The sequence below is a fragment of the Streptomyces puniciscabiei genome, assembly GCF_006715785.1.
Classification (GTDB): Bacteria; Actinomycetota; Actinomycetes; order Streptomycetales; family Streptomycetaceae; genus Streptomyces; species Streptomyces puniciscabiei.
Window position 1 is genome coordinate 1,365,127 of record NZ_VFNX01000001.1, and the last position, 22,373, is coordinate 1,387,499.

20 protein-coding genes are annotated in these 22,373 nt (G+C 71.0%); 5 read left to right on the top strand and 15 right to left on the bottom strand.

Going from position 1 to position 22,373, the window contains the following annotated elements:
- Positions 1-51: 51 nt before the first annotated feature.
- The 6 genes from rplS to FB563_RS06065 all read right to left on the bottom strand — a co-directional run bounded on the left by rplS (position 52) and on the right by FB563_RS06065 (position 3,619).
- Positions 52-402: a 50S ribosomal protein L19 gene (gene rplS, locus FB563_RS06040; protein WP_055704359.1), complete on the bottom strand. Its 351-nt coding sequence runs from the start codon at positions 400-402 to the stop codon at positions 52-54.
- Between the two features lie 135 nt (positions 403-537).
- Positions 538-1,371 carry a tRNA (guanosine(37)-N1)-methyltransferase TrmD gene (trmD, locus tag FB563_RS06045; protein ID WP_055704358.1) on the bottom strand — a complete coding sequence of 278 codons (834 nt, stop codon included), beginning with the start codon at positions 1,369-1,371 and terminating at the stop codon, positions 538-540.
- The gene (gene rimM, locus FB563_RS06050) at positions 1,371-1,934 is read right to left on the bottom strand and encodes a ribosome maturation factor RimM (protein ID WP_055704357.1); all 564 of its coding nucleotides are present in this window, start codon (positions 1,932-1,934) and stop codon (positions 1,371-1,373) included. The genes trmD and rimM overlap by 1 nt, the downstream gene beginning before the upstream one ends.
- Before the next feature lie 82 nt (positions 1,935-2,016).
- A complete protein-coding gene (locus FB563_RS06055; protein ID WP_003973401.1) occupies positions 2,017-2,256 on the bottom strand; it encodes an RNA-binding protein in 240 nt (79 codons plus the stop codon).
- 5 nt (positions 2,257-2,261) lie between these two features.
- On the bottom strand, positions 2,262-2,681 hold the full coding sequence (gene rpsP, locus FB563_RS06060; protein WP_055704356.1) for a 30S ribosomal protein S16: 420 nt from the start codon (positions 2,679-2,681) through the stop codon (positions 2,262-2,264).
- Positions 2,682-3,022: 341 nt separating this feature from the next.
- Positions 3,023-3,619 (bottom strand): hypothetical protein, encoded by a 597-nt coding sequence (locus FB563_RS06065; protein ID WP_055704355.1) that lies wholly within the window; start codon positions 3,617-3,619, stop codon positions 3,023-3,025.
- A gap of 623 nt (positions 3,620-4,242) precedes the next feature.
- Here FB563_RS06065 and FB563_RS43925 point away from each other — a divergent pair.
- The gene (locus tag FB563_RS43925; RefSeq protein WP_435015278.1) at positions 4,243-5,205 is read left to right on the top strand and encodes an SAM-dependent methyltransferase; all 963 of its coding nucleotides are present in this window, start codon (positions 4,243-4,245) and stop codon (positions 5,203-5,205) included.
- A 110-nt stretch (positions 5,206-5,315) separates the two neighbouring features.
- On the opposite strand, the gene ftsH is transcribed toward FB563_RS43925, so the two are convergent.
- The 6 genes from ftsH to nsdA all read right to left on the bottom strand — a co-directional run bounded on the left by ftsH (position 5,316) and on the right by nsdA (position 14,993).
- Positions 5,316-7,256, bottom strand: coding sequence for an ATP-dependent zinc metalloprotease FtsH (gene ftsH, locus FB563_RS06080; RefSeq protein ID WP_107100518.1), 1,941 nt, complete (start codon positions 7,254-7,256; stop codon positions 5,316-5,318).
- 92 nt (positions 7,257-7,348) lie between these two features.
- Positions 7,349-8,899 carry a signal recognition particle protein gene (gene ffh / locus FB563_RS06085; protein ID WP_055704353.1) on the bottom strand — a complete coding sequence of 517 codons (1,551 nt, stop codon included), beginning with the start codon at positions 8,897-8,899 and terminating at the stop codon, positions 7,349-7,351.
- Positions 8,900-9,022: 123 nt separating this feature from the next.
- A complete protein-coding gene (locus FB563_RS06090; RefSeq protein ID WP_055704352.1) occupies positions 9,023-11,464 on the bottom strand; it encodes a [protein-PII] uridylyltransferase in 2,442 nt (813 codons plus the stop codon).
- Between the two features lie 29 nt (positions 11,465-11,493).
- A complete protein-coding gene (locus FB563_RS06095) occupies positions 11,494-11,832 on the bottom strand; it encodes a P-II family nitrogen regulator (RefSeq protein ID WP_030990174.1) in 339 nt (112 codons plus the stop codon).
- On the bottom strand, positions 11,829-13,172 hold the full coding sequence (locus FB563_RS06100; protein ID WP_055704351.1) for an ammonium transporter: 1,344 nt from the start codon (positions 13,170-13,172) through the stop codon (positions 11,829-11,831). Before FB563_RS06100 ends, FB563_RS06095 begins: the two co-directional genes overlap by 4 nt.
- Positions 13,173-13,514: 342 nt before the next feature.
- Positions 13,515-14,993, bottom strand: coding sequence for a transcriptional repressor NsdA (gene nsdA / locus FB563_RS06105; RefSeq protein ID WP_055704350.1), 1,479 nt, complete (start codon positions 14,991-14,993; stop codon positions 13,515-13,517).
- A 490-nt stretch (positions 14,994-15,483) separates the two neighbouring features.
- Here nsdA and FB563_RS06110 point away from each other — a divergent pair, with 490 nt between their 5' ends.
- On the top strand, positions 15,484-16,146 hold the full coding sequence (locus FB563_RS06110; RefSeq protein ID WP_055704349.1) for a bifunctional DNA primase/polymerase: 663 nt from the start codon (positions 15,484-15,486) through the stop codon (positions 16,144-16,146).
- Positions 16,147-16,237: 91 nt separating this feature from the next.
- Here the strand turns inward: FB563_RS06110 and ftsY are convergent, their stop codons facing one another.
- Positions 16,238-17,452 (bottom strand): signal recognition particle-docking protein FtsY, encoded by a 1,215-nt coding sequence (gene ftsY, locus FB563_RS06115; RefSeq protein WP_055704348.1) that lies wholly within the window; start codon positions 17,450-17,452, stop codon positions 16,238-16,240.
- 169 nt (positions 17,453-17,621) lie between these two features.
- Between ftsY and FB563_RS06120 the strand changes: the two genes are divergently transcribed.
- Complete coding sequence (locus FB563_RS06120) at positions 17,622-19,091, top strand: cytosine permease (protein WP_055704347.1); 1,470 nt, start codon at positions 17,622-17,624, stop codon at positions 19,089-19,091.
- A 6-nt stretch (positions 19,092-19,097) separates the two neighbouring features.
- Here the strand turns inward: FB563_RS06120 and FB563_RS06125 are convergent, their stop codons facing one another.
- Positions 19,098-19,298, bottom strand: a complete 201-nt coding sequence (locus tag FB563_RS06125; protein WP_055704346.1) for a hypothetical protein — start codon at positions 19,296-19,298, stop codon at positions 19,098-19,100.
- A gap of 92 nt (positions 19,299-19,390) precedes the next feature.
- On the opposite strand from FB563_RS06125, the gene FB563_RS06130 reads away from it, so the two are divergent.
- Positions 19,391-20,362, top strand: coding sequence for an LLM class flavin-dependent oxidoreductase (locus FB563_RS06130; protein WP_055704345.1), 972 nt, complete (start codon positions 19,391-19,393; stop codon positions 20,360-20,362).
- Positions 20,363-20,416: 54 nt separating this feature from the next.
- Positions 20,417-20,776, top strand: coding sequence for a hypothetical protein (locus tag FB563_RS06135; RefSeq protein WP_055704344.1), 360 nt, complete (start codon positions 20,417-20,419; stop codon positions 20,774-20,776).
- A 117-nt stretch (positions 20,777-20,893) separates the two neighbouring features.
- Here the strand turns inward: FB563_RS06135 and FB563_RS06140 are convergent, their stop codons facing one another.
- Positions 20,894-22,312 (bottom strand): sugar porter family MFS transporter, encoded by a 1,419-nt coding sequence (locus FB563_RS06140; RefSeq protein WP_055704343.1) that lies wholly within the window; start codon positions 22,310-22,312, stop codon positions 20,894-20,896.
- Between the last annotated feature and the right edge of the window lie 61 nt (positions 22,313-22,373).

Genomic DNA, 22,373 nt, shown 5'->3' on the forward strand with positions numbered 1-22,373 from the left:
CTATCCGGCTCCGCTGTGGCCCTCGCGCGGGCCGTGACACCGGGGAAGCGCTCAGCTCTCGCGCTTCTCCTTGATCTTCGCGGCCTTGCCGCGCAGGTCACGGAGGTAGTACAGCTTGGCGCGGCGCACGTCACCACGGGTGACCAGCTCGATCTTCTCGACGATCGGGGTGTGCACCGGGAAGGTGCGCTCGACGCCGACGGAGAACGAGACCTTGCGGACCGTGAAGGTCTCGCGGACACCGGAGCCCTGGCGACGGATCACAACGCCCTTGAACTGCTGCACACGGGAGCGGTTGCCCTCGATGACGCGGACGTGGACGTTGACGGTGTCACCCGGACGGAAGGCCGGGATGTCGCTGCGCAGCGACGCGGCGTCGACGGAGTCGAGCAGGTGAGACATTTCGTCTGCTTTCTTCGCTGATGCCACAGGTCATCAACGGAAACTAGGTGTTTGCACGAAGCTGTGTGCGGGTCGGGGCGGGCGTCGTGTCCCCCTGTGGCAGGGGCGCACGCCGGACGGGCGCACAACAGCGGTCTATTGTTCCACGCCCTCGGCCCGCCGCCAAAATCGGCCGTACGGGTGGCCTTCCGGGTCCGGTTCCCAGCCCAGGATGGAGAGCATCTCGCGGTCCTTCTTGTCGAAGGCCTTGGGGTCGCAGCGCTCGATCAGGTCGGGCCGGTGGGCGGTCGTACGCCTGAGGGCCTCGTCGCGGCGCCAGCGGGCGATCCTGCCGTGGTGGCCGCTGAGCAGCACGTCCGGGATGTCCCGGCCGCGCCAGACGGGCGGCTTGGTGTAGACGGGGCCTTCCAGGAGGCTCGCCATCGCACCGGGCGCGAAGGAGTCGTCACGGTGGGACTCGGCGTTGCCGAGGACGCCGGGCAGCAGCCGGGCGACGGCCTCCGTGATGACCAGTACGGCCGCCTCGCCGCCGGCCAGGACGTAGTCGCCGATGGAGACCTCGTACACCGGTATGCGCGTGGCGTACTCGTCCATGACGCGCCGGTCGATGCCCTCGTAGCGGGCCGGTGTGAAGATCAGCCACGGGCGCTCGGAGAGCTCCACGGCCAGTTCCTGGGTGAAGGGGCGGCCGCTGGGTGTGGGCACGATCAGCGCGGGGGCCGTGGCGCCGGTCTCGTAGCCGTCGGCGAGGACCGTGTCCAGGGCGTCGCCCCAGGGTTCGGTCTTCATGACCATGCCGGGACCGCCGCCGTACGGGGTGTCGTCGACGGTGTTGTGGCGGTCGTACGTCCACGAGCGCAGATCGTGCACATGGACATCGAGCTGTCCACGCGCGCGTGCCTTGCCGACGAGGGAGACGTTCAGGGGCTCCAGGTACTCGGGGAAGATCGTGACGACGTCGAGGCGCATTACGACTCGTCTCCGGTCTCGTCCCCCGTCTCGCGGGAGGACGCGATCTCGGCCCGGTCGTCGATCAGGCCCGGCGGCGGGGCGATGACCGCCTTCTGCTCCTCCAGGTCGATCTCGGTGACGATCTCCTCCACGAACGGGATCATCACCTCGCTGCCGTCGGAGCGTTCGACGATGAACAGGTCCTGGGAGGGCAGGTGCGAGATCTCGGTGATCCGTCCGACCTCCACGCCGTCCTCGGTGACCACGTCGAGGTCGATGAGCTGGTGGTCGTAGTACTCGTCCTCGCCCTCGGGCAGTTCCTCCGGATCGACCTCGGCGATCAGGAGGGTGTTGCGCAGGGCCTCGGCCGCGTTGCGGTCGCCGACGCCCTCGAAGCGCAGGAGGAGACGGCCGCTGTGGACCCGGCCGGTGGCGATGGTGAGCGGTCCGGCGGAGGCCGGGTCGGTGGCCAGGACGGCGCCGGGGGCGAGCCGCAGCTCCGGCTCGTCGGTACGTACCTCCACGGTGACCTCGCCCTTGATGCCATGGGCGCGGCCGATCCGTGCGACTACCAGCTGCACTGTGCGTGATCTCCTGTCATACGACTGCGGGCCGGGGACGGCCCAGTGGCCCTCCCCGGCCCGAGCCGGTTGCGATGAAGCGTCAGCGGACGTGGTCCACGTCGACGAGGTCGACGCGGACACCGCGACCGCCGATGGCGCCCACGACGGTGCGCAGAGCGCGCGCGGTGCGGCCGTTGCGGCCGATCACCTTGCCGAGGTCGTCCGGGTGGACCCGGACCTCGAGCACACGCCCGCGGCGCAGGTTGCGCGAGGCGACCTGCACATCGTCAGGGTTGTCGACGATGCCCTTCACGAGGTGCTCAAGCGCCTCTTCGAGCATGCTGCTCAGGCCTCGGTCGACTCGGACTCGGCGGCCGCCTCGTCCTTCTTCTCAGCCTTCTTCTTCTGGGTGATCGCCTCACCCTTGCCCTCGTCCTCACCGGCGAGCGCCTCGAACGACGGACGGGCCGGCTTGGGCTCGGCGGTGAGCAGCGGCGCGGGAGCCGGCTCGCCCTTGAACTTCTGCCAGTCGCCGGTCTTCTTGAGGATGGCGAGAACGGGCTCGGTCGGCTGCGCGCCGACACCCAGCCAGTACGCCACGCGCTCGGCGTCCACCTCGATGACCGACGGGTTGTAGGTCGGGTGGTACTTGCCGATCTCCTCGATGGCCCGGCCGTCACGGCGGGTACGGGAGTCGGCGACGACGATGCGGTAGTGAGGCGAACGGATCTTGCCCAGACGCTTCAGCTTGATCTTGACTGCCACGGGAGTGGGTTCTCCTGGATTTGACGTGGTTGGGCACGGCGAGCTGCCGCGTGGGGTTGCGGTACCCGAGTGCCCGATGGACGCGTCAGCCGGAGGAGAGAGGGGTCCTGTGCGGCTGTCGAGTACAGCTAGCCATTGTGCCATACCCTGCGGGTCGCTTTTGGCCGAGGGTGGGTGAGCTGCGGCTGGGCATGCCTGCGAGGCACCCGGCGTGGAGGTGACCGTACGTCGGGTGCGCTCCTCGGCGTGACGAGGTGCCGCTACGGGGGTTCAGCGGCACCCCACATCGCTCGGCCCGCAACCGGCACCCACGAGATGCCGGTACTCCGTGGCCTGGCGCATCACGCCGCTCCCGCGACCTCCGGGATCCGAAACGGCTTGCCGCAGCCGCCGCAGACGATGGGGGCCTGGGCGAGGACCGAGGGGACCACGCGGACGTTGCGGCCGCAGTCGCAGACCGCCTTGACCCGCACCCCGCCCCCGGAGGAGCCGTGCCGGGCGGCCGGGCCGCGGAAGCTGCGGGTGGTGTCCGAGGAGGTCGCCGCCGTGTGCGCCTTCAGGGCGCGCTGCAGCCGCTCGATCGTCGGGCGGTAGCGCCGCTTGGCCTCGGGGTTGAGCGTGACCAGTGAGAAACCGCTGCTCGGGTGCGGCTCCTCCGGGTGGTCGAGGCCCAGCTCCTCGGCGATCGCGAGGAAGCGGCGGTTGTGGTAGCGGCCGGCGCGGGAGGTGTCGCGGATCCCGCGGGCGGCGGCGATGCCGTGGACTGCCTCATGGAGCAGCCGCTCGAAGGAGAGCTCGTGTCCGCAGGCGGACGACGACTCTCCGATCAGGGACTCTGGCGCGGCAAGGTCCGGCAGCTCGGGGTGGTACCGCTGAATGTCGGCCCACGCCTGCGCCAGCTCTGCGGCGAGTACAGGTGGTGTCTGTGTCGTGCTCACGTAATGACAACGAGCGGGAGCTCGAATGTGTTCCTATTCCGGGGCATCTCAAATAATTTGCACGTACCCGTCAGTTGCCGCTGATGCGTCCGGACGAGGGCGGGTGCGCTGATCTGCGGAGAAGCCGCACAGCTCATACCAAGCTGGTGCGTAGTCCGCCGTACGACCCAGGGGGTAGACCCCGCTACGGGCGTGGCCGTCGGTTGCGCAAGAGACGTTTCGGTCGCTCTCGCCGTGAAGCCTCACTCCGGTCAGCGTCCGTGACCCGCGTGGCGTTACTGCGCGCCATCCGGGCCCCCGCGCTGGCGGTTTCCCCGGAGCGGACACCGTACGGCCATCCAGATTGCCGGGATGTGAAATCTCGCCACACCCGCTCCCGGGCCCCAAGCGGGGCTCCACGACCCCTGGACGGGGCAGCGAGCCGGGAGTTACCTGGCATACGTGGGAAGTGCGCGCGCACGGCACGGGGGCCACGCAACCGGGCACAGCGGTGAACTGTCGGCGGATTGGGGCGCTTACCTATGACACCTACGCTCGTGCGGCAGCACGTGCCTCACGCGGGTTCCGCACCCGGCGTGGACCTGTGCGCACGCGCGCGTGACTGGTCCGAGATCCAGGAGCGGATGCTGGTGCCGCTCTACGAAGCCGTCTACGAACGACTGGAAGTGGGCCCTGCCACCCGGCTGCTGGGCCTGCGCTGCGGCGCCGGGCTCGCGCTGCTGCTGGCGGCCGGCAGAGGTGCCACCGTCACCGGTGTCGACGCCGCCTCGCCCGAACGGCTCACCCTGGCCCGCGAACGCCTGCTGCCGGACGCCTCACGCCGCCCCGACGGGAGCGTCCTCGGCCGGGCCGGAACGCAGGACCCGGGCGGCGGCCCGCGAGGCCTCCCCGGCGGCCCCCGTGGCGGCGAACCCGTCGAGTCCGGCGCCCCCGGTGCCCACCCCGGCGGAAAGCCCGCCCAGCCCGGTGTCCGCGGCGCCACCGGGCGTGCTGCGTACGACGCCGGCGGGGAGCGTGGCGCGAGCGGCCGTCCACGCGCGCGTGCCGTGCGGCTCGTCGCGGGCTCGCCCCATGACGCGGCCGGGGCGGAGACCGCCGCCTACACCCTGGTGACCGTCTTCGAGCCGATCGGGTGCCTCGCGGGCGACTTCGAGGGGCTCGGTGAGCTGCTGGCGGACGCGCTGCCGCTGGCCGCGCGCGGGGCCGCCGTGGTGCTGGCCGGGTGGGGCCCGCCGGAGCGCTGCGCCACCTCCGCGGTGCTGCGGGTGGCGACGAAACTGGCCGATCCCCTGCGCAGCGCGCGCAGCTGGCGGCCCGCCCGGCGGGACGACCTGGAGGAGGTCGCCCAGCGGGCGGGGCTGAAGCCCGACGGCTCGGGGCGGGTGGCCTGCCCGTTCGGGTACGCCGACATGGACAGCGCCGTACGGGGGCTGCTGTCGACCGGCCTGTTCGACGCGGCGATCGCGGCGACGGACGCCAAGCAGGTCGACAAGGAGCTCACGGAGGCCCTGCACCCCCACCGGCGCCCGGACGGCACCGTGTGGATGCCGAACGTCTTCCGTTACCTGGTCGCCCGCGTGCCCTAAGGTCCTGTCGTCAAACTCCCGTCGTCGCCCGGAGGGCGGCCCTGCGGCGTCAGGTGCGTGCTCTGGGGGCCCCCGGCCGAAGGCTGGGGGAGGGAGTTTGACGACAGGGCCTAGGACTCGCCCTCCTTGGTCAGGCGCGGGATCCCGGCGATCCGGTACGCGTCCGCCTCCTCCAGCGTCTCCTGCTCCAGCAGGGCGAGGGCGAGGGCGTCCAACTGGTCGCGGTGGTCGCGGAGTTTGGCGCAGGCCTCCTCGTAGCACGCGTCGACGATCCGCCGCATCTCGGTGTCGATCACGTCGAGGGTCTGCGGGGCGGCGGAGAGCCCGTAGGCCTGCTGGGCGTCGCTCGGGAGGGCGGACAGGCGGCCGACGCGCTCGCTCATGCCCCAGCGGGCCACCATCCCGCGCGCGATGTTGGTGACCTGTTCGAGGTCGTTCTCCGCGCCCGTGGTGACGACTCCGTAGACGACGTCCTCCGCGGCCATACCGCCCAGGGCGCCGATGATGCGGCCGCGCAGGTATTCCTCCGAGTGGGCGTACCGCTCCACCTCGGGCGTGGACATGGTCACCCCGAGCGCCCGGCCGCGCGGCACGATGGTGATCTTGCGGACGGGGTCGGCGCCGGGCTGCAGCATGCCGAGGAGGGCGTGGCCGCTCTCGTGGTAGGCGGTGCGCCGGCGGTCCTCCTCGGGCATCACGAGGGTGCGCTCGGCCCCCAGCTGGACCTTCTCCAGCGCCTCGGACATGTCCGCGGCGGTCACCTGTTCCTGCTTGCGCTTGACCGCGAGCAGAGCGGCCTCGTTGGCGAGATTGGCCAGATCCGCGCCCGTCATACCGGGGGTGACACGCGCCATCTGGGCCAGGTCCACGTCACCGGAGAGCGGGATGTCCCGGGTGTGGATGCGCAGGATCGACTCCCGCCCGGCGCGGTCCGGCGGGGCCACGTTGACCACCCGGTCGAAGCGGCCGGGGCGGGTCAGGGCCGGGTCCAGGATGTCCGCGCGGTTGGTCGCGGCGATGACGATGACGCCCTCCGAGCCCGAGAAGCCGTCCATCTCCGTCAGGATCTGGTTCAGCGTCTGCTCGCGCTCGTCGTGCCCGCTCATGGAGGCACCGCCGGCGCGGGCCCGGCCGATGGTGTCGATCTCGTCGATGAAGATGATCGACGGCGCCACCTTCCGGGCCTCGGCGAACAGTTCGCGCACCCGGGACGCGCCGACGCCGACGATCATCTCGATGAACTCGGACGCCGAGGCGGAGAAGAACGGCACGCCGGCCTCGCCCGCGACGGCGCGCGCGAGCAGGGTCTTGCCGGTGCCGGGCGGGCCGGCGAGCAGCACGCCACGGGGCAGCTTCGCGCCCATCCGGCGGTAGACGTCGGGGTGCTCCAGGAAGTCGACGACGTCGTCCAGTTCGCCCTTGACCTCGTCGATGCCGGCCACGTCCAGGAAGGTCGTGCGCTCGTGGCCGGGCCGCAGCCCGACGGGCTTGGGCGGCGCCCGTCGGCCGAACAGACCGCCCGCGCCGGGCAGAGACCCGCCGAGCCGCCGCGCGACGAGGATCCACACGACGACCAGCACCGCGATCGGGATCAGGGACATCAGCACGTTGGACCACAGGCTGCGCTCCTGCACGACCGGCCGTGCCGTCACGGTGACGCCGTGGGCGGTCAGGTTGTGCCAGAGCCTGTCGTCGGCGAACGCGGGGCGCTGTGTCTTGAACCGGGTGTACTTCCCGCCGCCCTCGGGATTGGCCCGCGCGCTCCTGAGCTGGCCCTGGATCGCGTCACCCTTGGAGTAGATCTTGGTGACGTTGCCGGCGGCGACCTGTCTGCTGAACTCCGTGTACGAGATCGTCGGCTGGTTGCCCTGGCCGAGATAGTTCAGTCCGACATAGGCCAGCAGGAAGACGATCACCGCGGTGACGAGCAGCCCCCACCACTTTCCGCCGCGGATCCTTCCGCCGCCGGATCGCCGCGGCGGTTCGTCGGGGGTGCCCTCGGTGCGCCACGGCTGGTCTGGGGCTTTGCGTGGTGGCGCCGCATCGCTCATATCTGGACGTTACGGCATATGGCGGACGTCGGCATGCGCTGAGGGCGCCCCCCTTGGCCGGGGGGCGCCCTCAGGGGCTGTGCGAGCGGGGCTCAGCCCATGAACTTCTTGAACTCGTCCGGCAGCTCGAAGTCCTGACCGCCCTGCTGCGGCAGCCCGAAGGCGCCTCCGCCCTGTGCGGCGGCCTCGCGGCGCTGGGCCTCCTCCAGCTCCTGCTGCCGGCGCTTCATCGGGTTGCCGGAGCGCTGCTTGCCCTTGGCCTTCTTCTGCTGCTTCTTCTGCCGGCCGGGGCCGCCGCCCATGCCCGGGATCCCCGGCATGCCCGGCATGCCGCCGCCCTGCGCCATGCGGGACATCATCTTGCGGGCGTCGAAGAACCGCTCGACCAGGTTCTTCACCGCGCTGACCTCGACGCCTGAACCCTTGGCGATACGGGCGCGGCGGGAGCCGTTGATGATGGTCGGGTCCTGGCGCTCGGCCGGGGTCATCGACTTGATGATCGCGGCGGTGCGGTCGACGTCCCGCTCGTCGATGTTCTGGATCTGGTCCTTGATCTGCCCCATGCCGGGCAGCATGCCGAGGAGCTTCGAGATGGAGCCCATCTTCCGGACCTGCTCCATCTGGGCCAGGAAGTCGTCGAGGGTGAAGTCCTGGCCCTTCTTGGACGCCAGCTTGGAGGCCATCTTGGCGGCCTCTTCCTGGCTGAAGGTCTTCTCCGCCTGCTCGATCAGGGTGAGCAGGTCACCCATGTCGAGGATGCGGGAGGCCATCCGGTCCGGGTGGAAGGCGTCGAAGTCGTCCAGCTTCTCGCCGTTCGACGCGAACATGATCGGCTTGCCGGTGATCTGCCGGATCGACAGGGCGGCACCACCGCGGGCGTCACCGTCGAGCTTGGAGAGCACCACGCCGTCGAAGCCGACGCCGTCGCGGAAGGCCTCGGCGGTGTTGACGGCGTCCTGACCGATCATCGCGTCGACGACGAACAGGATCTCGTCGGGGCTGATCGCGTCCCGGATGTCCGCGGCCTGCTGCATCATCTCGGCGTCGATGCCGAGGCGGCCGGCGGTGTCCACGATGACGATGTCGTGGACCTTGGACCTGGCGTGGTCGATCGAGTCCTTGGCGACCTTGACCGGGTCGCCGACGCCGTTGCCCGGCTCGGGCGCGTAGACGGCGATGCCGGCGCGCTCGGCGACGACGCTCAGCTGGTTGACGGCGTTCGGGCGCTGGAGGTCGGCGGCGACCAGCAGCGGGGAGTGGCCCTGCTCCTTGAGCCACCGGCCGAGCTTGCCCGCGAGGGTGGTCTTACCGGCACCCTGCAGACCGGCCAGCATGATCACGGTGGGCGGCTGCTTGGCGAAGCGCAGGCGCCGGGTCTCGCCGCCGAGGATGGTGACGAGCTCGTCGTTGACGATCTTCAGCACCTGCTGGGCGGGGTTCAGCGCGCGCGAGACCTCGGCGCCGAGTGCCCGTTCCTTGACGTTCTTGATGAAGGTGCGGACGACAGGGAGAGCGACGTCCGCTTCGAGGAGCGCGATACGGATCTCGCGTGACGTGGCGTCGATGTCCGCCTCGCTGAGGCGCCCCTTGCCGCGGAGATTTTTGAAAGTCGCGCTGAGGCGGTCGGAGAGGGTATCGAACACGGTGGCGTCGGTCCTCGAGGTCGGGGGCAGTGGTGAGCGTCTTCCAGGGTATCCGGCCCCGCAAGCGAATCGTCCCCGCCCGCTTCCTTCGGCGGACGGGAACGCGCTGCGCGGCCGTCGGTGTCACCCCCGCAGCGTCTCCTCCAGCGCCCGGGCCATCGACGCCGCGTCCTCCCCCGGCAGTGGCGACCCCGCCCCGGTCGTCACGTAGAAAGCGTCCACGGCATTCGACCCCAAGGTCGACACGTGCATGCTCCGCACCCGCACCCCCGCCTTCTCCAGGGCCATGCCGATCCGGTGCAGCAGGCCCGGGGCGTCCTGGGCGCGGACCTCGATCACCGTGGCGTGGTGGGAGGCCGCCGGAGCGACGGTCACCCTCGGCGGCGGGGCGATCCAGCCGCGGCGCCTCGGATAGGCCGCGTCCCGTTCGGCGAGGCGGCCGGCGATGTCCAGGCTGCCGTCCAGGGCACGGACGAGGTCGGCGCGCAGCCGGGTGGCCTGTGGCAGGGAGCCGTACTCGGCGGCCACCCGCCAGTTGAGCAGCAGCACCGAGCCGTCGTCGACGTCGTCGGGCAGGCGCAGGGCGCGGAGTTCCGCCGTACGGACGGTGAGGCGGTGCACGGCGAGGACACCGGCGACGGCGGGGAGCACGGCGGGCTGGTCGGGTACGGCGATGACCAGCTCCACGCCGAGGGGTTCGCCGGACGGCTCCTCGCCGGTGGCCGCTTCCGTCTGGGCACGCAGCGCGAGGACCGGGCCGCCGGTGCGGTACGCCTCGATCGCCAGCCGCTCCTGCTCGGCCGTGGGCGCGGCGGGCTCCGGCTCCTCGGAGGCGTCTCCGGCGAGCACGGCGGAGACCCGCCGGACCAGGTCGGCGACGAGATGGCCGCGCCAGGAGGACCAGGCGGCCGGTCCGGTGGCGAGGGCGTCGGCCTCGGTGAGGGCGTGCAGCAGCTCCAGGGTGCTCTGGGTGCCGACGGCCTCGGCGACCGAGCGGACGGTGGCCGGGTCGTCGAGGTCACGGCGGGTGGCCGTCTCGATCAGCAGCAGGTGGTGGCGGACGAGGGCGGACAGCACGTCCACATCCGCGCGGTCGAAGCCGATGCGCGCCGCCACGTCCTTGGCGATGATCTCGCCGGCCACCGAGTGGTCGCCGGGCCAGCCCTTGCCGATGTCGTGCAGCAGGGCCGCGACCAGGAGCAGGTCCGGGCGGCCGACGCGGCGGGTCAGTTCGGAGGCGCGGACGGCCGTCTCGATCAGGTGCCGGTCGACCGTCCACACATGGACGGCGTTGCGCTGCGGGCGGCAGCGGACCCGTTCCCAGTCCGGCAGGAGGCGGCTGATCAGCCCCTCCGCCTCCAGCGCCTCCCAGACGTCCACGGTCGGCCGGCCCGAACCCAGCAGGGTGACCAGTTGCTCACGGGCCTCGGCGGGCCAGGGAGTGGGCAGCGGGCGCGCGGTGGCGGCCATGCGCCGTACGGCGTGCAGGGAGAGCGGAAGACCGGCCTGTGCGGCGGCGGCCGCCGCACGCAAGGGCAGCACGGGGTCGCGCTCGGGGCGCGCGGCGCGGGCGAGCACCACCTCGCCGTCCTGCTCCACCACCCCTTCCGCCAGCGGCGACCGCTCCGGGACGGGCTTGCCCCCGCCCAGCATGGCGCGCAGTCGCGGACGGACGGCGCGCGACCGCAGCACGCGCCCCACTTCACGCCAGGTGACGTCACTGGCGTACGAGATGACCCGCGCCGCCTCGTACACCTGCCGCAGCAGGGTGTCCGCGTCCAGCAGCCCCAGCTCGGCCGCCACCTGGTCCTGCTCCTGGAGGGCGAGCCGGTCGGTGGCGCGGCCCGTGGCCAGATGCAGTGCGTCCCGTACGTCGAGCAGGCGCCTGCGCGCGTCCGCGAGGCCCTCGCGCGGGGCGTCGGCGAGCCAGGAGGCGGCGACGGCGCGCAGGGCGGTGGCGTCCCGCAGGCCGCCCCTGGCCTCCTTGAGGTCGGGTTCCAGCAGGTACTGCAGTTCGCCCTGGCGCTCTGCGCGCTCGGCGCAGAGTTCCTGCAGTTCGGGGAGGCGTTTGGGGGCCTGGTTGCGCCAGTCGGCGAGGACGGCCGTCCGCAGGCCGGCGGTGAGGCCGAGGTCGCCGGCGAGGTGTCGGGCGTCCAGAAGGCCGAGTTGGACTTTCAAATCCTCCCCGGCGGTCCTGCGGGCCTCGGCCGGGGTGCGCACGGAGTGGTCGAGGGCGAGGCCCAGGTCCCAGATGGGATACCAGAGGCGGTCGGCGAGGGCGGCGACCGCTTTCGCGTCGGAGCCGTCGTGCAGCAGCAGGAGGTCGAGGTCGCTGCGCGGGGACAGCTCGCCGCGGCCGTAGCCGCCGACGGCGACCAGGGAGGCTCCCGGGAGGCCTTCGGCCGCGGCCGTGAACAGTCCGGCGAGCCAGTCGTCGGTCAGTTCGGCGAGGGCGGCACGGCGCGGCGGCCCGGACCGCGCCCCCTCGGTGAGGAGGCGCAGCCGGGCCGCCGCGTAGCCGCTGGGTCCCGAGTCCTCTGCCATCCGCTCGTCCGTTCCCGTCACCCGGCGACTCCCGTTCTGCGAAGTTGTGGTCAGAGCGCGTCCGGGCCGCGCTCGCCGGTACGGACCCGTACGGCCGTCTCGACCGGCAGGGACCAGACCTTGCCGTCACCGATCTTGCCGGTGCGGGCGGCCTTCACGATGACCTCGATCAGCTGCTCGGCGTCGTCGTCCTCGGCCAGGACCTCTATGCGGATCTTCGGGACCAGGTCGACGGTGTACTCGGCACCGCGGTAGACCTCGGTGTGACCCCGCTGACGACCGTAACCGCTGGCCTCGGTGACCGTCAGGCCGTGGACGCCGAACGCCTGGAGCGCTTCCTTGATCTCGTCCAGCCGGTGGGGCTTGACGACGGCGGTGATGAGCTTCATGCGTCCACCTTCTTGGTCTGCGTGGCGGCCAGGGCCGGGGCGTGGGCGGCGGAGCCGATGACACCACCGCCGGTGCCGCTGAAGTCGTAGGCGCTCTCGGCGTGCTCGGCCTGGTCGATGCCCGAGATCTCCTCGTCCTCGGTGACCCGCATGCCGATCGTCTTGTCCAGCAGGAAGGCGAGGACCGCGGAGACGATCAGGGAGTAGGCGAGGACCGCGCCGACACCGGCGCACTGCTTCCACAGCTGGGTGAAGGAGTGGTCGCCGTAGAAGACGCCGGTCGCGGTGGACTGGCCCTTGCCGGTGGCGAAGAAGCCGATCAGCAGGGAACCGATGATGCCGCCGACCATGTGGACACCGACGACGTCCAGGGAGTCGTCGTAGCCGAACTTGAACTTCAGGCCCACGGCCGCGGCGCAGGCGACACCGGCGATGGCGCCGACGGCGATCGCGCCGAGCGGGGAGACCGCGCCGCCGGACGGGGTGATCGCGACCAGACCGGCGACCGCGCCGGAGGCGGCGCCCAGCGTGGTGAACGCGCCGTGCCGGATCTTCTCGTAGGCGAGCCAGGCCAGCATGGCGGCGGCCGTCGCGACCTGGGTGTTGACGAACATCAGCGCGCCGACGCCGTCGTCGTTGCCGAGCCAGGAGCCCGCGTTGAAGCCGAACCAGCCGAACCACAGGAGCCCTGCGCCGAGCATGACCAGCGGGAGGCTGTGCGGGCGCATCGGGTCCTTCTTGAAGCCGACGCGCTTGCCGATGACGAGGATGACACCGAGCGCCGCCGCGCCCGCGTTGATGTGGACCGCCGTACCACCCGCGAAGTCGATCACACCGAGCTTGTAGGCCCAGCCGTCCGCGCCCCAGACCCAGTGTGCGACCGGAACGTAGACGAGCGTGAGCCACAGGGCGATGAACAGCGACCAGGCCGAGAACTTGACGCGGTCCGCGAGGGCGCCGCTTATCAGGGCCGGCGTGATGATCGCGAACATCATCTGGAAGACCATGAACACGAAGATCGGGATGGTGTATCCGGGCCAGAGCTCGGTCAGACCGATCTTGCGGAGGCCGAACCAGTCGGAGTCCCAGCCGATGAGGCCGTTGTTCGTGCCGAAGGCGAGGGAGAAGCCGTAGAGCACCCACAGAATGGTGACGATGCCCATGCTGATGAAGCTCATCATCAGCATGTTCAGGGTGCTCTTGACGCGGACCATGCCCCCGTAGAAGAAGGCGAGACCCGGCGTCATGATCAGCACCAGGGCGGAAGCAATGAGCATGAAGCCTGTGTTCGCGGACGACAGCTTGGGTGCCTCCGCGGCAAGCGTGATGGCTGGTGCCATCGGCGTCTCCTCGTCGGTTGGTACGGCCCCGTGCGGGCGGTGCCTGAGCGGTCCGGCGGGTAGTGGGGTGGGCCGGTTATGCGCCACGAGACTGACGCAGCGCGGTTTCGGTGGAAGCCCCTCGTTGTTTCGCCGGGGTGACAAGGGCACCCTGCTTGTTACGCCTGGATGAACCGCCGGATTCGCGGCTCACCGATCGTTATCGTGGCGCAACCATCGCCGGGCGATCCCCGCGGTGACGCAGGCCGGCCGCGGGCGGGCCTCCGATGACCTGGCGTGGGGGAGCCGAGTCGGGCAGTTCGGGAGGACCGGCCGCGGCCGGGGCACGGGGAGCCGGGTGTGTCAGACCGCCTCGGCGGTCTCCGGCAGGTCGACGGCGAGCTGATCGGTGAGGTCGACCACGGCGGCGAGGTCGCCGTAGTCCCGTACGGCCGTGTCGACCGTCTTTCGAATACGCGTGTTCACACGCTCGGAGCGGACCTTCCTGGCGATTTCCATGGCCTGGGAGGCGTAGTTGGTGCTCTGCTCGGGCTCGCGCTGGAGCAGGTACACGGTGGCCATGCCGATCAGGTTCAGCGCGTACGACCGCTGGTGCTCGCTGTCCTCGGAGAACTTCTCCACCGCCTTGCGCATCAGCGGCTCCGCGAGGGAGGCGTAGGTGGGGCTGCGGCCGGCGACATAGGCGAGGTCGCGGAAGGAGTGGGAGTTCTCGCCGTACAGCTCGGCCTCGGAGAAGAAGCGGATCCAGTCGGGGTCCGGCTCGTCCCACTCGTCGGCCTCGGCGAAGGTGTCCTCGGCCATGCGGACCGCGCGCTTGGTCTTGCCGGGCTGGCCCATGTTGGCGTATGCGCGGGCCTCCATCGCATACAGCATGGACTGGGTGCGCGGGCTCGCGCAGTCACGGCTGCCGTACTGGGCGAGGTGGATCAGCTCCAGGGCGTCGTCGGGCCGGCCGAGGTGGATCATCTGGCGGCTCATGCTGGAGAGGATGTAGGAGCCGAGCGGCTTGTCGCCAGCCTCCTTGGCCGCGTGCAGGGCGAGGACGAAGTACTTCTGCGCGGTGGGCTGCAGGCCCACGTCGTACGACATCCAGCCCGCCAGCTCCGCCAGTTCCGCGGCGACCTTGAAGAGCCTGCGGGTGGTGGCCTCGGGCTGGGGTTCCTGGAGCAGGTCGGTGACCTCGTGCAGCTGGCCGACGACCGCCTTGCGGCGCAGGCCGCCGCCGCACTGGGCGTCCCACTGGCGGAACATGCGCGTGGTGGACTCCAGCAGGTCCAGCTCCGGCTTGGACAGCCGGCCGGGCCTGCGGAGGTCGAGGACGGGCTCGGGCGCGGCGGGGACCGGCGAGGCGGGGCTCGGGACCAGCCAGCGCTGCATGGGCTCGATGAGGGAGGGGCCGGCGGACAGCGCGAGGGAGGTGCCGAGGAAGCCGCGCCGGGCGAGCATCAGGTCGCTGCGCGAGAACTCGCTGAGCAGGGCGACCGTCTGCGGGGCCGTCCACGGCAGGTCGACACCGGACGCGGAGGGTGACTGGCGGGCGGCGCGCAGGCCCAGGTCCTCGATGGAGACCACGCAGCCGAAGCGCTCGGAGAACAGCTCCGAGAGGATGCGCGGGATCGGCTCGCGCGGGTTCTCCCCGTCCAGCCACCGGCGCACGCGCGAGGTGTCGGTGGAGATGTGGTTGGCGCCCAGCTGGCGGGCCCGGCGGTTCACCTGGCGGGCCAGCTCGCCCTTGGACCAGCCGCTGCGCACGAACCACGAGCCGAGCAGCTCATTGGGGCGCTTGTCAGCGTTCGCCCCGCTACCGCCGTTGCCGCTCACTGGAACGCCCCCATCCCTGAGACCACGTGTCGCCCTTGCGACCCCCGGTCGCCCCGGAGGGAGACCGCCACGCGCCAAGCCTTATCAGAATGCCGGTAAATACGGCCTCTTGTCCGCCGGTTCTCACCCTTCGAACGAGCTGACGACTCGCCTCCGGCATACCCAACCGTGCATATGCCGTTCTGACTCGCACACTCACAGTAATCCTACGATCACCCGCTCAGCCACGGGGATCCCGGAAACGCCACCATTCGCCACCCCTTCGAATGAACTCACGGTGGGTCGTACGCGATTCACTTGACATAGGACAGCCGGAAGTGGGCGGAGTGATGCACCTGGGGGCGTGAATACCCCGATGCGCCACCCGCTGCACCTCAACGCGCCACCTTGGCCTCGGGTCGAGCAGGGAAGGCGGAGCCGTAGCGTTACGTTCCGCTTCCGTCTCGTTCCGTGTCGTAACCACCGGCGCGCAGGACCCGTTGGAGGGGGCATGGGCTTCACGATCGGCGGCATTCGCGAGATCCGCTCCGGCACGCGCCGGCGCGGCCGTTCGTCGGAGTGCACCGCCGTCGCCGAGTTCACCGGGCTGTGGGGCTGGGACGTGGTGCCGGGAGCGCGGGCCGCGGCGGGCGTCTGCAGCTGCGGACACGCCGACTGCCCGGCGCCGGGCGCGCATCCGCTGGACTTCGCGCCCGTGGTGCCGGCCGGGGCCACCCTGGACGAGGCGAGCAAGGCCTGGTCGGAGTTCCCGGGCGCCGCGGTGCTGCTGCCGGTGGGCCAGGCGTTCGACGTGGTCGAGGTGTCGGAGGCCGCCGGCCGCCGCGCCCTGGTCCGCCTGGAGCGGATGGGACTCCCCCTCGGCCCGGTGACCGCGACCCCCGACGGCCGCGCCCACTTCTTCGTCGCGCCCGGCGCCGCCGCCGAGCTGCCCCGGCTGCTCTACCGCATGGGCTGGGACGACCCCTCGGCCCTGGACCTGCGCGGCCTCGGCCCCGGTACGCACATCACCGCGCCGCCCTCCGACCGCGGCGGCCTGGGCCCGGTGCGCTGGCTGCGCCCACCCGCGCTGGACGCGGCGACCCGGCCCCCGGCGGCACGTCTGCTGCTGGGGACGCTGGCGTACGTCGCGCATCGATCGCGGGCGCGGGCGTGATCAGTCGCACGCGCGCCGAGTAGGACGAAGCGCCCGTCCCCAACTGCACCTTGGGAGCGGGCGCTTCTCGCAGACCCGGTGAGTACTGCCCTCAGTCACCGATCAAGGCATCCACGAACGCCTCCGGCTCGAACGGCGCCAGATCATCCGCACCCTCGCCCAGTCCGACCAGCTTCACCGGCACGCCCAGCTCGCGCTGGACCGCGACGACGATGCCGCCCTTGGCCGTGCCGTCCAGCTTGGTCAGCACGATGCCGGTGATGTCCACGACCTCCGCGAAGACGCGGGCCTGCACCAGGCCGTTCTGGCCGGTGGTGGCGTCCAGGACCAGCAGCACCTCGTCGAGCGGCGCGTGCTTCTCCACGACCCGCTTGACCTTGCCGAGCTCGTCCATGAGCCCGGTCTTGGTGTGCAGGCGGCCGGCGGTGTCGATGAGGACGACGTCGACCCCCATCTCCTTGCCTTCCTTGACCGCGTCGAAGGCGACGGAAGCGGGGTCGCCGGCCTCCGGGCCGCGCACGGTGTAGGCGCCGACCCGCTCGCCCCAGGTCTGCAGCTGGTCGGCGGCGGCGGCGCGGAAGGTGTCGGCGGCGCCCAGGACGACGGTGCGGCCGTCGGCCACGAGCACGCGCGCGAGCTTGCCGGTGGTGGTGGTCTTGCCGGTGCCGTTGACGCCGACGACCATCACGATGCCGGGCTTGCGGTCCTCCGGCTCGGTCTTGACCGTGCGGTCGAAGTCCGTACCGACGACCTTGAGCAGTTCCTCGCGCAGCAGGCCGCGCAGCTCCTGCGGGGTGCGGGTGCCGAGCACCTTCACGCGCTCGCGCAGGCTCTCGACCAGCTCCTGGGTGGGCTGTACGCCGACGTCGGCGGTGAGCAGCGTGTCCTCGATCTCCTCCCAGGTCTCGTCGTCCAGGTGCTCGCGCGAGAGCAGCGTGAGCAGGCCCTTGCCGAGGGCGTTCTGGGAGCGGGACAGGCGGGCGCGCAGGCGGACCAGCCGGCCTGCGGTGGGCTCCGGGATCTCGAGCTCGGGCGCCTTTTCAAGGGTGGGGACGGCAGGGGGCTCCTCCACCGCGACCGGTGCGGGGCCGCCGGGGAGGTCCACCTCCTCGATGGTCCGGCGCGGTTCTTCGCGCGGTGTCTCGGCCTCTTCGCCGATGTGCGGCTCGGCCGGGGGCGCGGTGATGTCGGGCGCCTTCGGGGGCGGCGGAGGCAGCGGCTTCTTGCGCCGGGTGCCCACCACCAGCCCGCCGAGCGCCGCGAGCACGACGACGGCGATGACTACAGCAAGGATGACGGTTTCCATAACGGGTCCAGTATCAGCCATGGGGTACAGCGGGAGCCTGTTTGTGGCTTCCTCCGAGAGACAAACGCCACTTATTACTAGGACTCGGAGCAAAGTACGATGGTGGCGGCCCTGTCGACGCGCGTAGAGTCCGACAGTCCCCGTCCCCCCACGTCTGGTGCCCTTTTTCATGAGCAAAACCGTCGAGACCGAAGGCGCTCTCGAGACCCGAGGTATCGAGCAGGTCCCGGATCACGAACGCACCGCGAAGACCCGTGAGCTGTTCCCCACCTGGGTCGGCGCCAACATCAGCGTGCTGCTGCTGACCATGGGCGCGAGCCTCGTCGTGGCGTACCACCTGGACATCTGGCAGGCCCTCGTCGTCGCGGTGGCGGCGCCGGTCGTGTCGTACGGCCTGGTCGGTCTGATCGGCATCGCGGGCAAGCGCGGTGGCGCGCCGGGCATGGCGCTCTCTCGCGCGGTCTTCGGCCAGCGCGGCAACCTGCTGCCCGGCTCGCTGATCTGGGTCGCCCGCTGGGGCTGGGAGACGATCAACGCGGTCACCGGCGCCTACGCGATGCTCACCATCCTGGACATCCTGTTCGGCATCAGGGCGAACAGCGTGCTGGACATGGTGACGCTGCTGGTGTTCGTCGTGGCGACCTTCGCGATCTCCGGGCTCGGGATCAACGCCGTGCAGAAGTGCAACAAGTACGCGACCTATTTCTTCGGCGTCTTCTCGGTGCTGGTCCTGGTCTACCTGGTCGCGAACACGAACTGGTCGAAGGTGCTGCACCACGGCGGCGGCTCCACGGCCGCGGTGATCACCGGTGTCGGCATGATCGCGGCGGGCGGTGTCAGCTGGATCCCGACGGCACCGGACTTCACCCGCTACCTGCCGCGCACGGCGTCCTCGAAGGCGATCGTGGGGACGGCGGTGGGCGGCGCCGGCATCGTCGTGCTGCCCATGGTCCTCATGGGCGCGGTGATGGCGGTCTCCACGCCGGACCTGGCCTCGGCGACCGACCCGGTGTCCTTCCTCGGCGAGATCCTGCCGACGTGGATCGCGGTGCCGTACCTGTTCATCGCGCTGATCGGCATGCTGCTGATCAACTCGATGTCGATGTACTCGGCGGGCTTCACCGCGCAGACCCTCGGCTTCAAGGTGCCGCGGCACTGGGCGGTCTCGGTGAACGCCGTGATCTCGCTGGTCTTCGGCGGTGTGCTGATGCTGGTGGCGACGAGCTTCATGGGCTCCTTCATCGCCTTCCTGTCGCTGCTGGCGGTCGCCTTCTCCGCCTGGGTCGGCGTCTTCGGCGCGGACATGCTGCGCCGCACCGAGTACGACGGCCGCGCCATGACGGACACGACCCGCACCAGCGCCTACTGGTACAAGGGCGGCTTCTCCCCCGCGGCCGTGGCCGCCTGGGCGATCGGCCTGGGGTCGGGCCTGATGTTCACGACCTCGGACTGGTTCACCGGCCCGCTCGCGAAGAACAACGTCATCGGCGAGTACGGCCTCGGCTGGGTCGCCACGATCGTGATCTCGGGCCTGCTGTACCTGGCGCTGCCGAAGCCGGCGGTGACCGGGCCGGCGGAGGCCACCGAGGCGGCGCAGGTCACCGAGCCGGCCGAGGAGCGCGCGACCGCCGACGCCTGACGCGCGTCAGCCCGAGCGACCGCTCTTGTGCAGGGCGGCGCTCGCCCGGAAACGGAGGCGGGAGCAGCGGTCCCGGGTCTCCCGGTCGGCGTCGTCGGGGCAGCAGCAGTGGCCGGCCAGCCACCGCAGGTCGTCCGGGTCGAGCCACAGCGCGACCCGGCCGCGCTCCGCCTCGGCCCCCGGATCCGTGGGTACGGCTTCGCTCATCCCGCGACCCTACCCTCCTCCTCACCATGGCCATCTGACGCTGCGTCAGCTACCGTCCCCCTCCACCGCATCGCACCGGAGGGGGACTTCCCATGCCCGTCACGGTCGTCCGTTTCAACCTCGTCGCGCCCGGCGCCGCCCCCGCCGCCCTCGCCGCCCGTTACCGGGCCGCCCTGGAGATGGCCGCGTACGCGGACGAGCACGGGATCAGCACCGTGCAGACCGAGGAGCACCACGGCGCCGACAACAACTGGCTGCCGTCGCCGTTCGCCTTCGCGGGCGCGGTGTTCGGGGCGACCCGCCGGATCGCGGTGACCGTCTCGGCGGTGATCGGCCCGCTGCACGACCCGCTGCGGCTGGCCGAGGAGATCGCCGTACTGGACCTGCTGAGCGGCGGACGGCTGGTGACGGTGGCCGGGATCGGCTACCGGCCCGAGGAGTACGCCCTGTTCGGCGTCGACTACACACGCCGGGGCCGGCTCCAGGACGAGGTGCTGGAGACGCTCCTGAAGGCGTGGTCCGGCGAGGCGTTCGCGTACCGGGGCCGGACGGTACGGCTCACCCCGCGCCCGTACACCGACCCGCATCCCCTCCTGCTGGTCGGGGGCTCCTCCAGGGCCGCCGCCCGCCGGGCCGCCCGCCTCGGCCTGCCGTTCTTCCCGAGCGCGCACCTGCCGGAGCTGGAGTCCTACTACAAGGAGAAGCTCACCGAGTACGGCACCGAGGGCTGGGTCATGATGCCCGCGGCCGAGACGCCCCTGCTGCACCTCGCCGAGGACCCGGACCGGGCTTGGGCCCGGTACGGCGAGCACTTCCTGCACGAGGCGCGGACCTACGCCTCCTGGCAGTCGGGCGAGATCAGCTCGGCGGTGAAGTCGGCGGCCACGACGGTGGAGCAGCTGCGCGCGGAGGGCGTGTACCGCGTCCTCACGCCGGAGGAGTGCGTGGCACTGGGTGCCGACAGTCTCGTACTGCACCCGCTGGTGGGAGGTATGCCGCTGGAGGAGGGGTGGCGGAGCCTGCGGCTGTTCGCGGAGCGGGTGATTCCGGCACTGGGCGACTGAGTTGCGGCGCCTGTCCGGTGGCCCGGGCGGGTCCGGCGGTGCTGCACTGGGACCGTGAGTCTGAGTGTGGATGTGGTCGTCCGCGGGCCGAACGGCGAGTTCGATGTGCTCGACGTGCCCGAGGGGTGCAATGACTCGGCAGGGTTCGAGTCCTGGCGGTGGAAGGTGTGGGGATCGGAGGTGGTGCGCTCGCTGGGCGCCCGCTACCTTCCCCTGCTCGACGGCGACTGGATGGAGGTCCCGACCGAGGAGCTCCCCCGGTTCCTGGAGGAGATCGCCCTGTTGCGCACCCACCTGGACATGATCTGCGCGGCGCTCGGGGAGCATCCGTACGGGATCGAGAGCCGCCTGGACAACATCGAGGCGGCGACGCTACGGGCCCAGCGGCTCGGAGCCCGCGTTCTCGTCTGGTGACCGTCGCGTACGACACCGCCGCCCCCGCACCGGGCAGTGGCCGGTGCGGGGGCGGCGGAAGGTACGAGGAGAGGGGCAGCGGGGACTTGGCCCTTCTCCCCGAGTTCACGGGGCTGGTCAGCCCATTTCCTCCAGCGTCTTGCCCTTCGTCTCCTTGACGAACTTCAGGACGAACGGGATGGAGAGCGCGGCGAAGACCGTGTAGATCACGTAGGTGCCGGACAGGTTCCAGTCGGCCAGCGACGGGAAGCTCGCGGTGATGGCCCAGTTGGCGATCCACTGCGCGGAGGCGGCCACGCCCAGCGCGGCGGCGCGGATCTTGTTCGGGAACATCTCGCCGAGGAAGACCCAGACCACCACGCCCCAGGACAGGGCGAAGAAGAGGACGAAGATGTGCGCGGCGATCAGGGCGGTCCAGCCCTGGGTGCTCGGGAGCTTGCCGTCGACGAGGTGGTACGAGAACGCCCAGGCCTCCAGCGCCAGGCCGACGGCCATGCCGACCGAGCCGATGAGCGCGAGCGGCTTGCGGCCGACGCGGTCCACGAAGATCATCGCGATCACGGTGCCGATGATGTTGATGATCGACGTCGTGAAGGAGTAGAAGAACGAGTCCGTCGGGTCGACACCGACCGACTGCCACAGCGTCGAGGAGTAGTAGAACGCGACGTTGATGCCGACGAACTGCTGGAAGACCGACAGGCCGATACCGATCCAGACGATCGGCTTGAAGAAGAAGCCGCCGCCGAGCAGGTCCTTGAAGGTGGACTTGTGCTCGCTCTTCATCGCGTGCTCGATCTCGGCGACGCGGGCGTCCATGTCGACGTCCTTGCCCTCGACCTCAGCGAGGATCTCCTTGGCACGCTCGCGCTTGCCGACGGAGAGCAGGAAGCGCGGGGACTCCGGGATCGCGAAGGACAGCATGCCGTAGAGGACGGCCGGGACGACCATGACGCCGAGCATGACCTGCCAGGCCTCCAGGCCCATCAGGTGACCGCGCTGGTTGCCGCCGGCGGCGTTGAGCAGGCCCCAGTTGACCAGCTGGGAGACGGCGATACCGACGACGATCGCGGCCTGCTGGAAGGAGCCGAGCCGGCCGCGGTAGGCGGGCGGGGCGACCTCGGCGATGTAGGCGGGGCCGATGACGGAGGCCATGCCGATGGCGAAGCCGCCGACGATGCGCCAGAAGGCGAGGTCCCACAGGGCGAACGGGAGCGCGGAGCCGACGGCGCTGATCGTGAAGAGGACCGCGGCGATCTGCATGCAGCGGATACGGCCGATGCGGTCGGCTATGCGGCCGGCCGTCGCGGCGCCGACGGCGCAGCCGATCAGGGCGACGGCGATGACCTGGGCGAGGGCCGCGGAGCCGATGTCGTACTTGGTACGGATGGCCTCGACCGCGCCGTTGATCACGGAGCTGTCGTAACCGAAGAGGAAACCGCCCATGGCGGCAGCCGCCGCGATGAAGATGACGTGCCCGAGGTGCTCGGGTTGAGCCGTCCTGGCTCCTGACTGAGGTGCCTGCGTTGTGCTGGTCACGTAAATCTCCTCGGGCCACGGCAACGCTGCCGGTGGGGGTGAGCCCTTACAGGTGAGACCT

Excerpts from the sequence above, each read along its gene's own strand:
- rplS (WP_055704359.1), bottom strand. The coding sequence starts at position 402 with ATGTCTCACCTGCTCGACTCCGTCGACGCCGCGTCGCTGCGCAGCGAC.
- trmD (WP_055704358.1), bottom strand. The coding sequence starts at position 1,371 with ATGCGCCTCGACGTCGTCACGATCTTCCCCGAGTACCTGGAGCCCCTG.
- FB563_RS06055 (WP_003973401.1), bottom strand. The coding sequence starts at position 2,256 with ATGCTCGAAGAGGCGCTTGAGCACCTCGTGAAGGGCATCGTCGACAAC.
- FB563_RS43925 (WP_435015278.1), top strand. The coding sequence starts at position 4,243 with ATGCTGGTGCCGCTCTACGAAGCCGTCTACGAACGACTGGAAGTGGGC.
- ftsH (WP_107100518.1), bottom strand. The coding sequence starts at position 7,256 with ATGAGCGATGCGGCGCCACCACGCAAAGCCCCAGACCAGCCGTGGCGC.
- FB563_RS06095 (WP_030990174.1), bottom strand. The coding sequence starts at position 11,832 with ATGAAGCTCATCACCGCCGTCGTCAAGCCCCACCGGCTGGACGAGATC.
- FB563_RS06100 (WP_055704351.1), bottom strand. The coding sequence starts at position 13,172 with ATGGCACCAGCCATCACGCTTGCCGCGGAGGCACCCAAGCTGTCGTCC.
- FB563_RS06110 (WP_055704349.1), top strand. The coding sequence starts at position 15,484 with ATGGGCTTCACGATCGGCGGCATTCGCGAGATCCGCTCCGGCACGCGC.
- ftsY (WP_055704348.1), bottom strand. The coding sequence starts at position 17,452 with ATGGAAACCGTCATCCTTGCTGTAGTCATCGCCGTCGTCGTGCTCGCG.
- FB563_RS06120 (WP_055704347.1), top strand. The coding sequence starts at position 17,622 with ATGAGCAAAACCGTCGAGACCGAAGGCGCTCTCGAGACCCGAGGTATC.
- FB563_RS06125 (WP_055704346.1), bottom strand. The coding sequence starts at position 19,298 with ATGAGCGAAGCCGTACCCACGGATCCGGGGGCCGAGGCGGAGCGCGGC.
- FB563_RS06130 (WP_055704345.1), top strand. The coding sequence starts at position 19,391 with ATGCCCGTCACGGTCGTCCGTTTCAACCTCGTCGCGCCCGGCGCCGCC.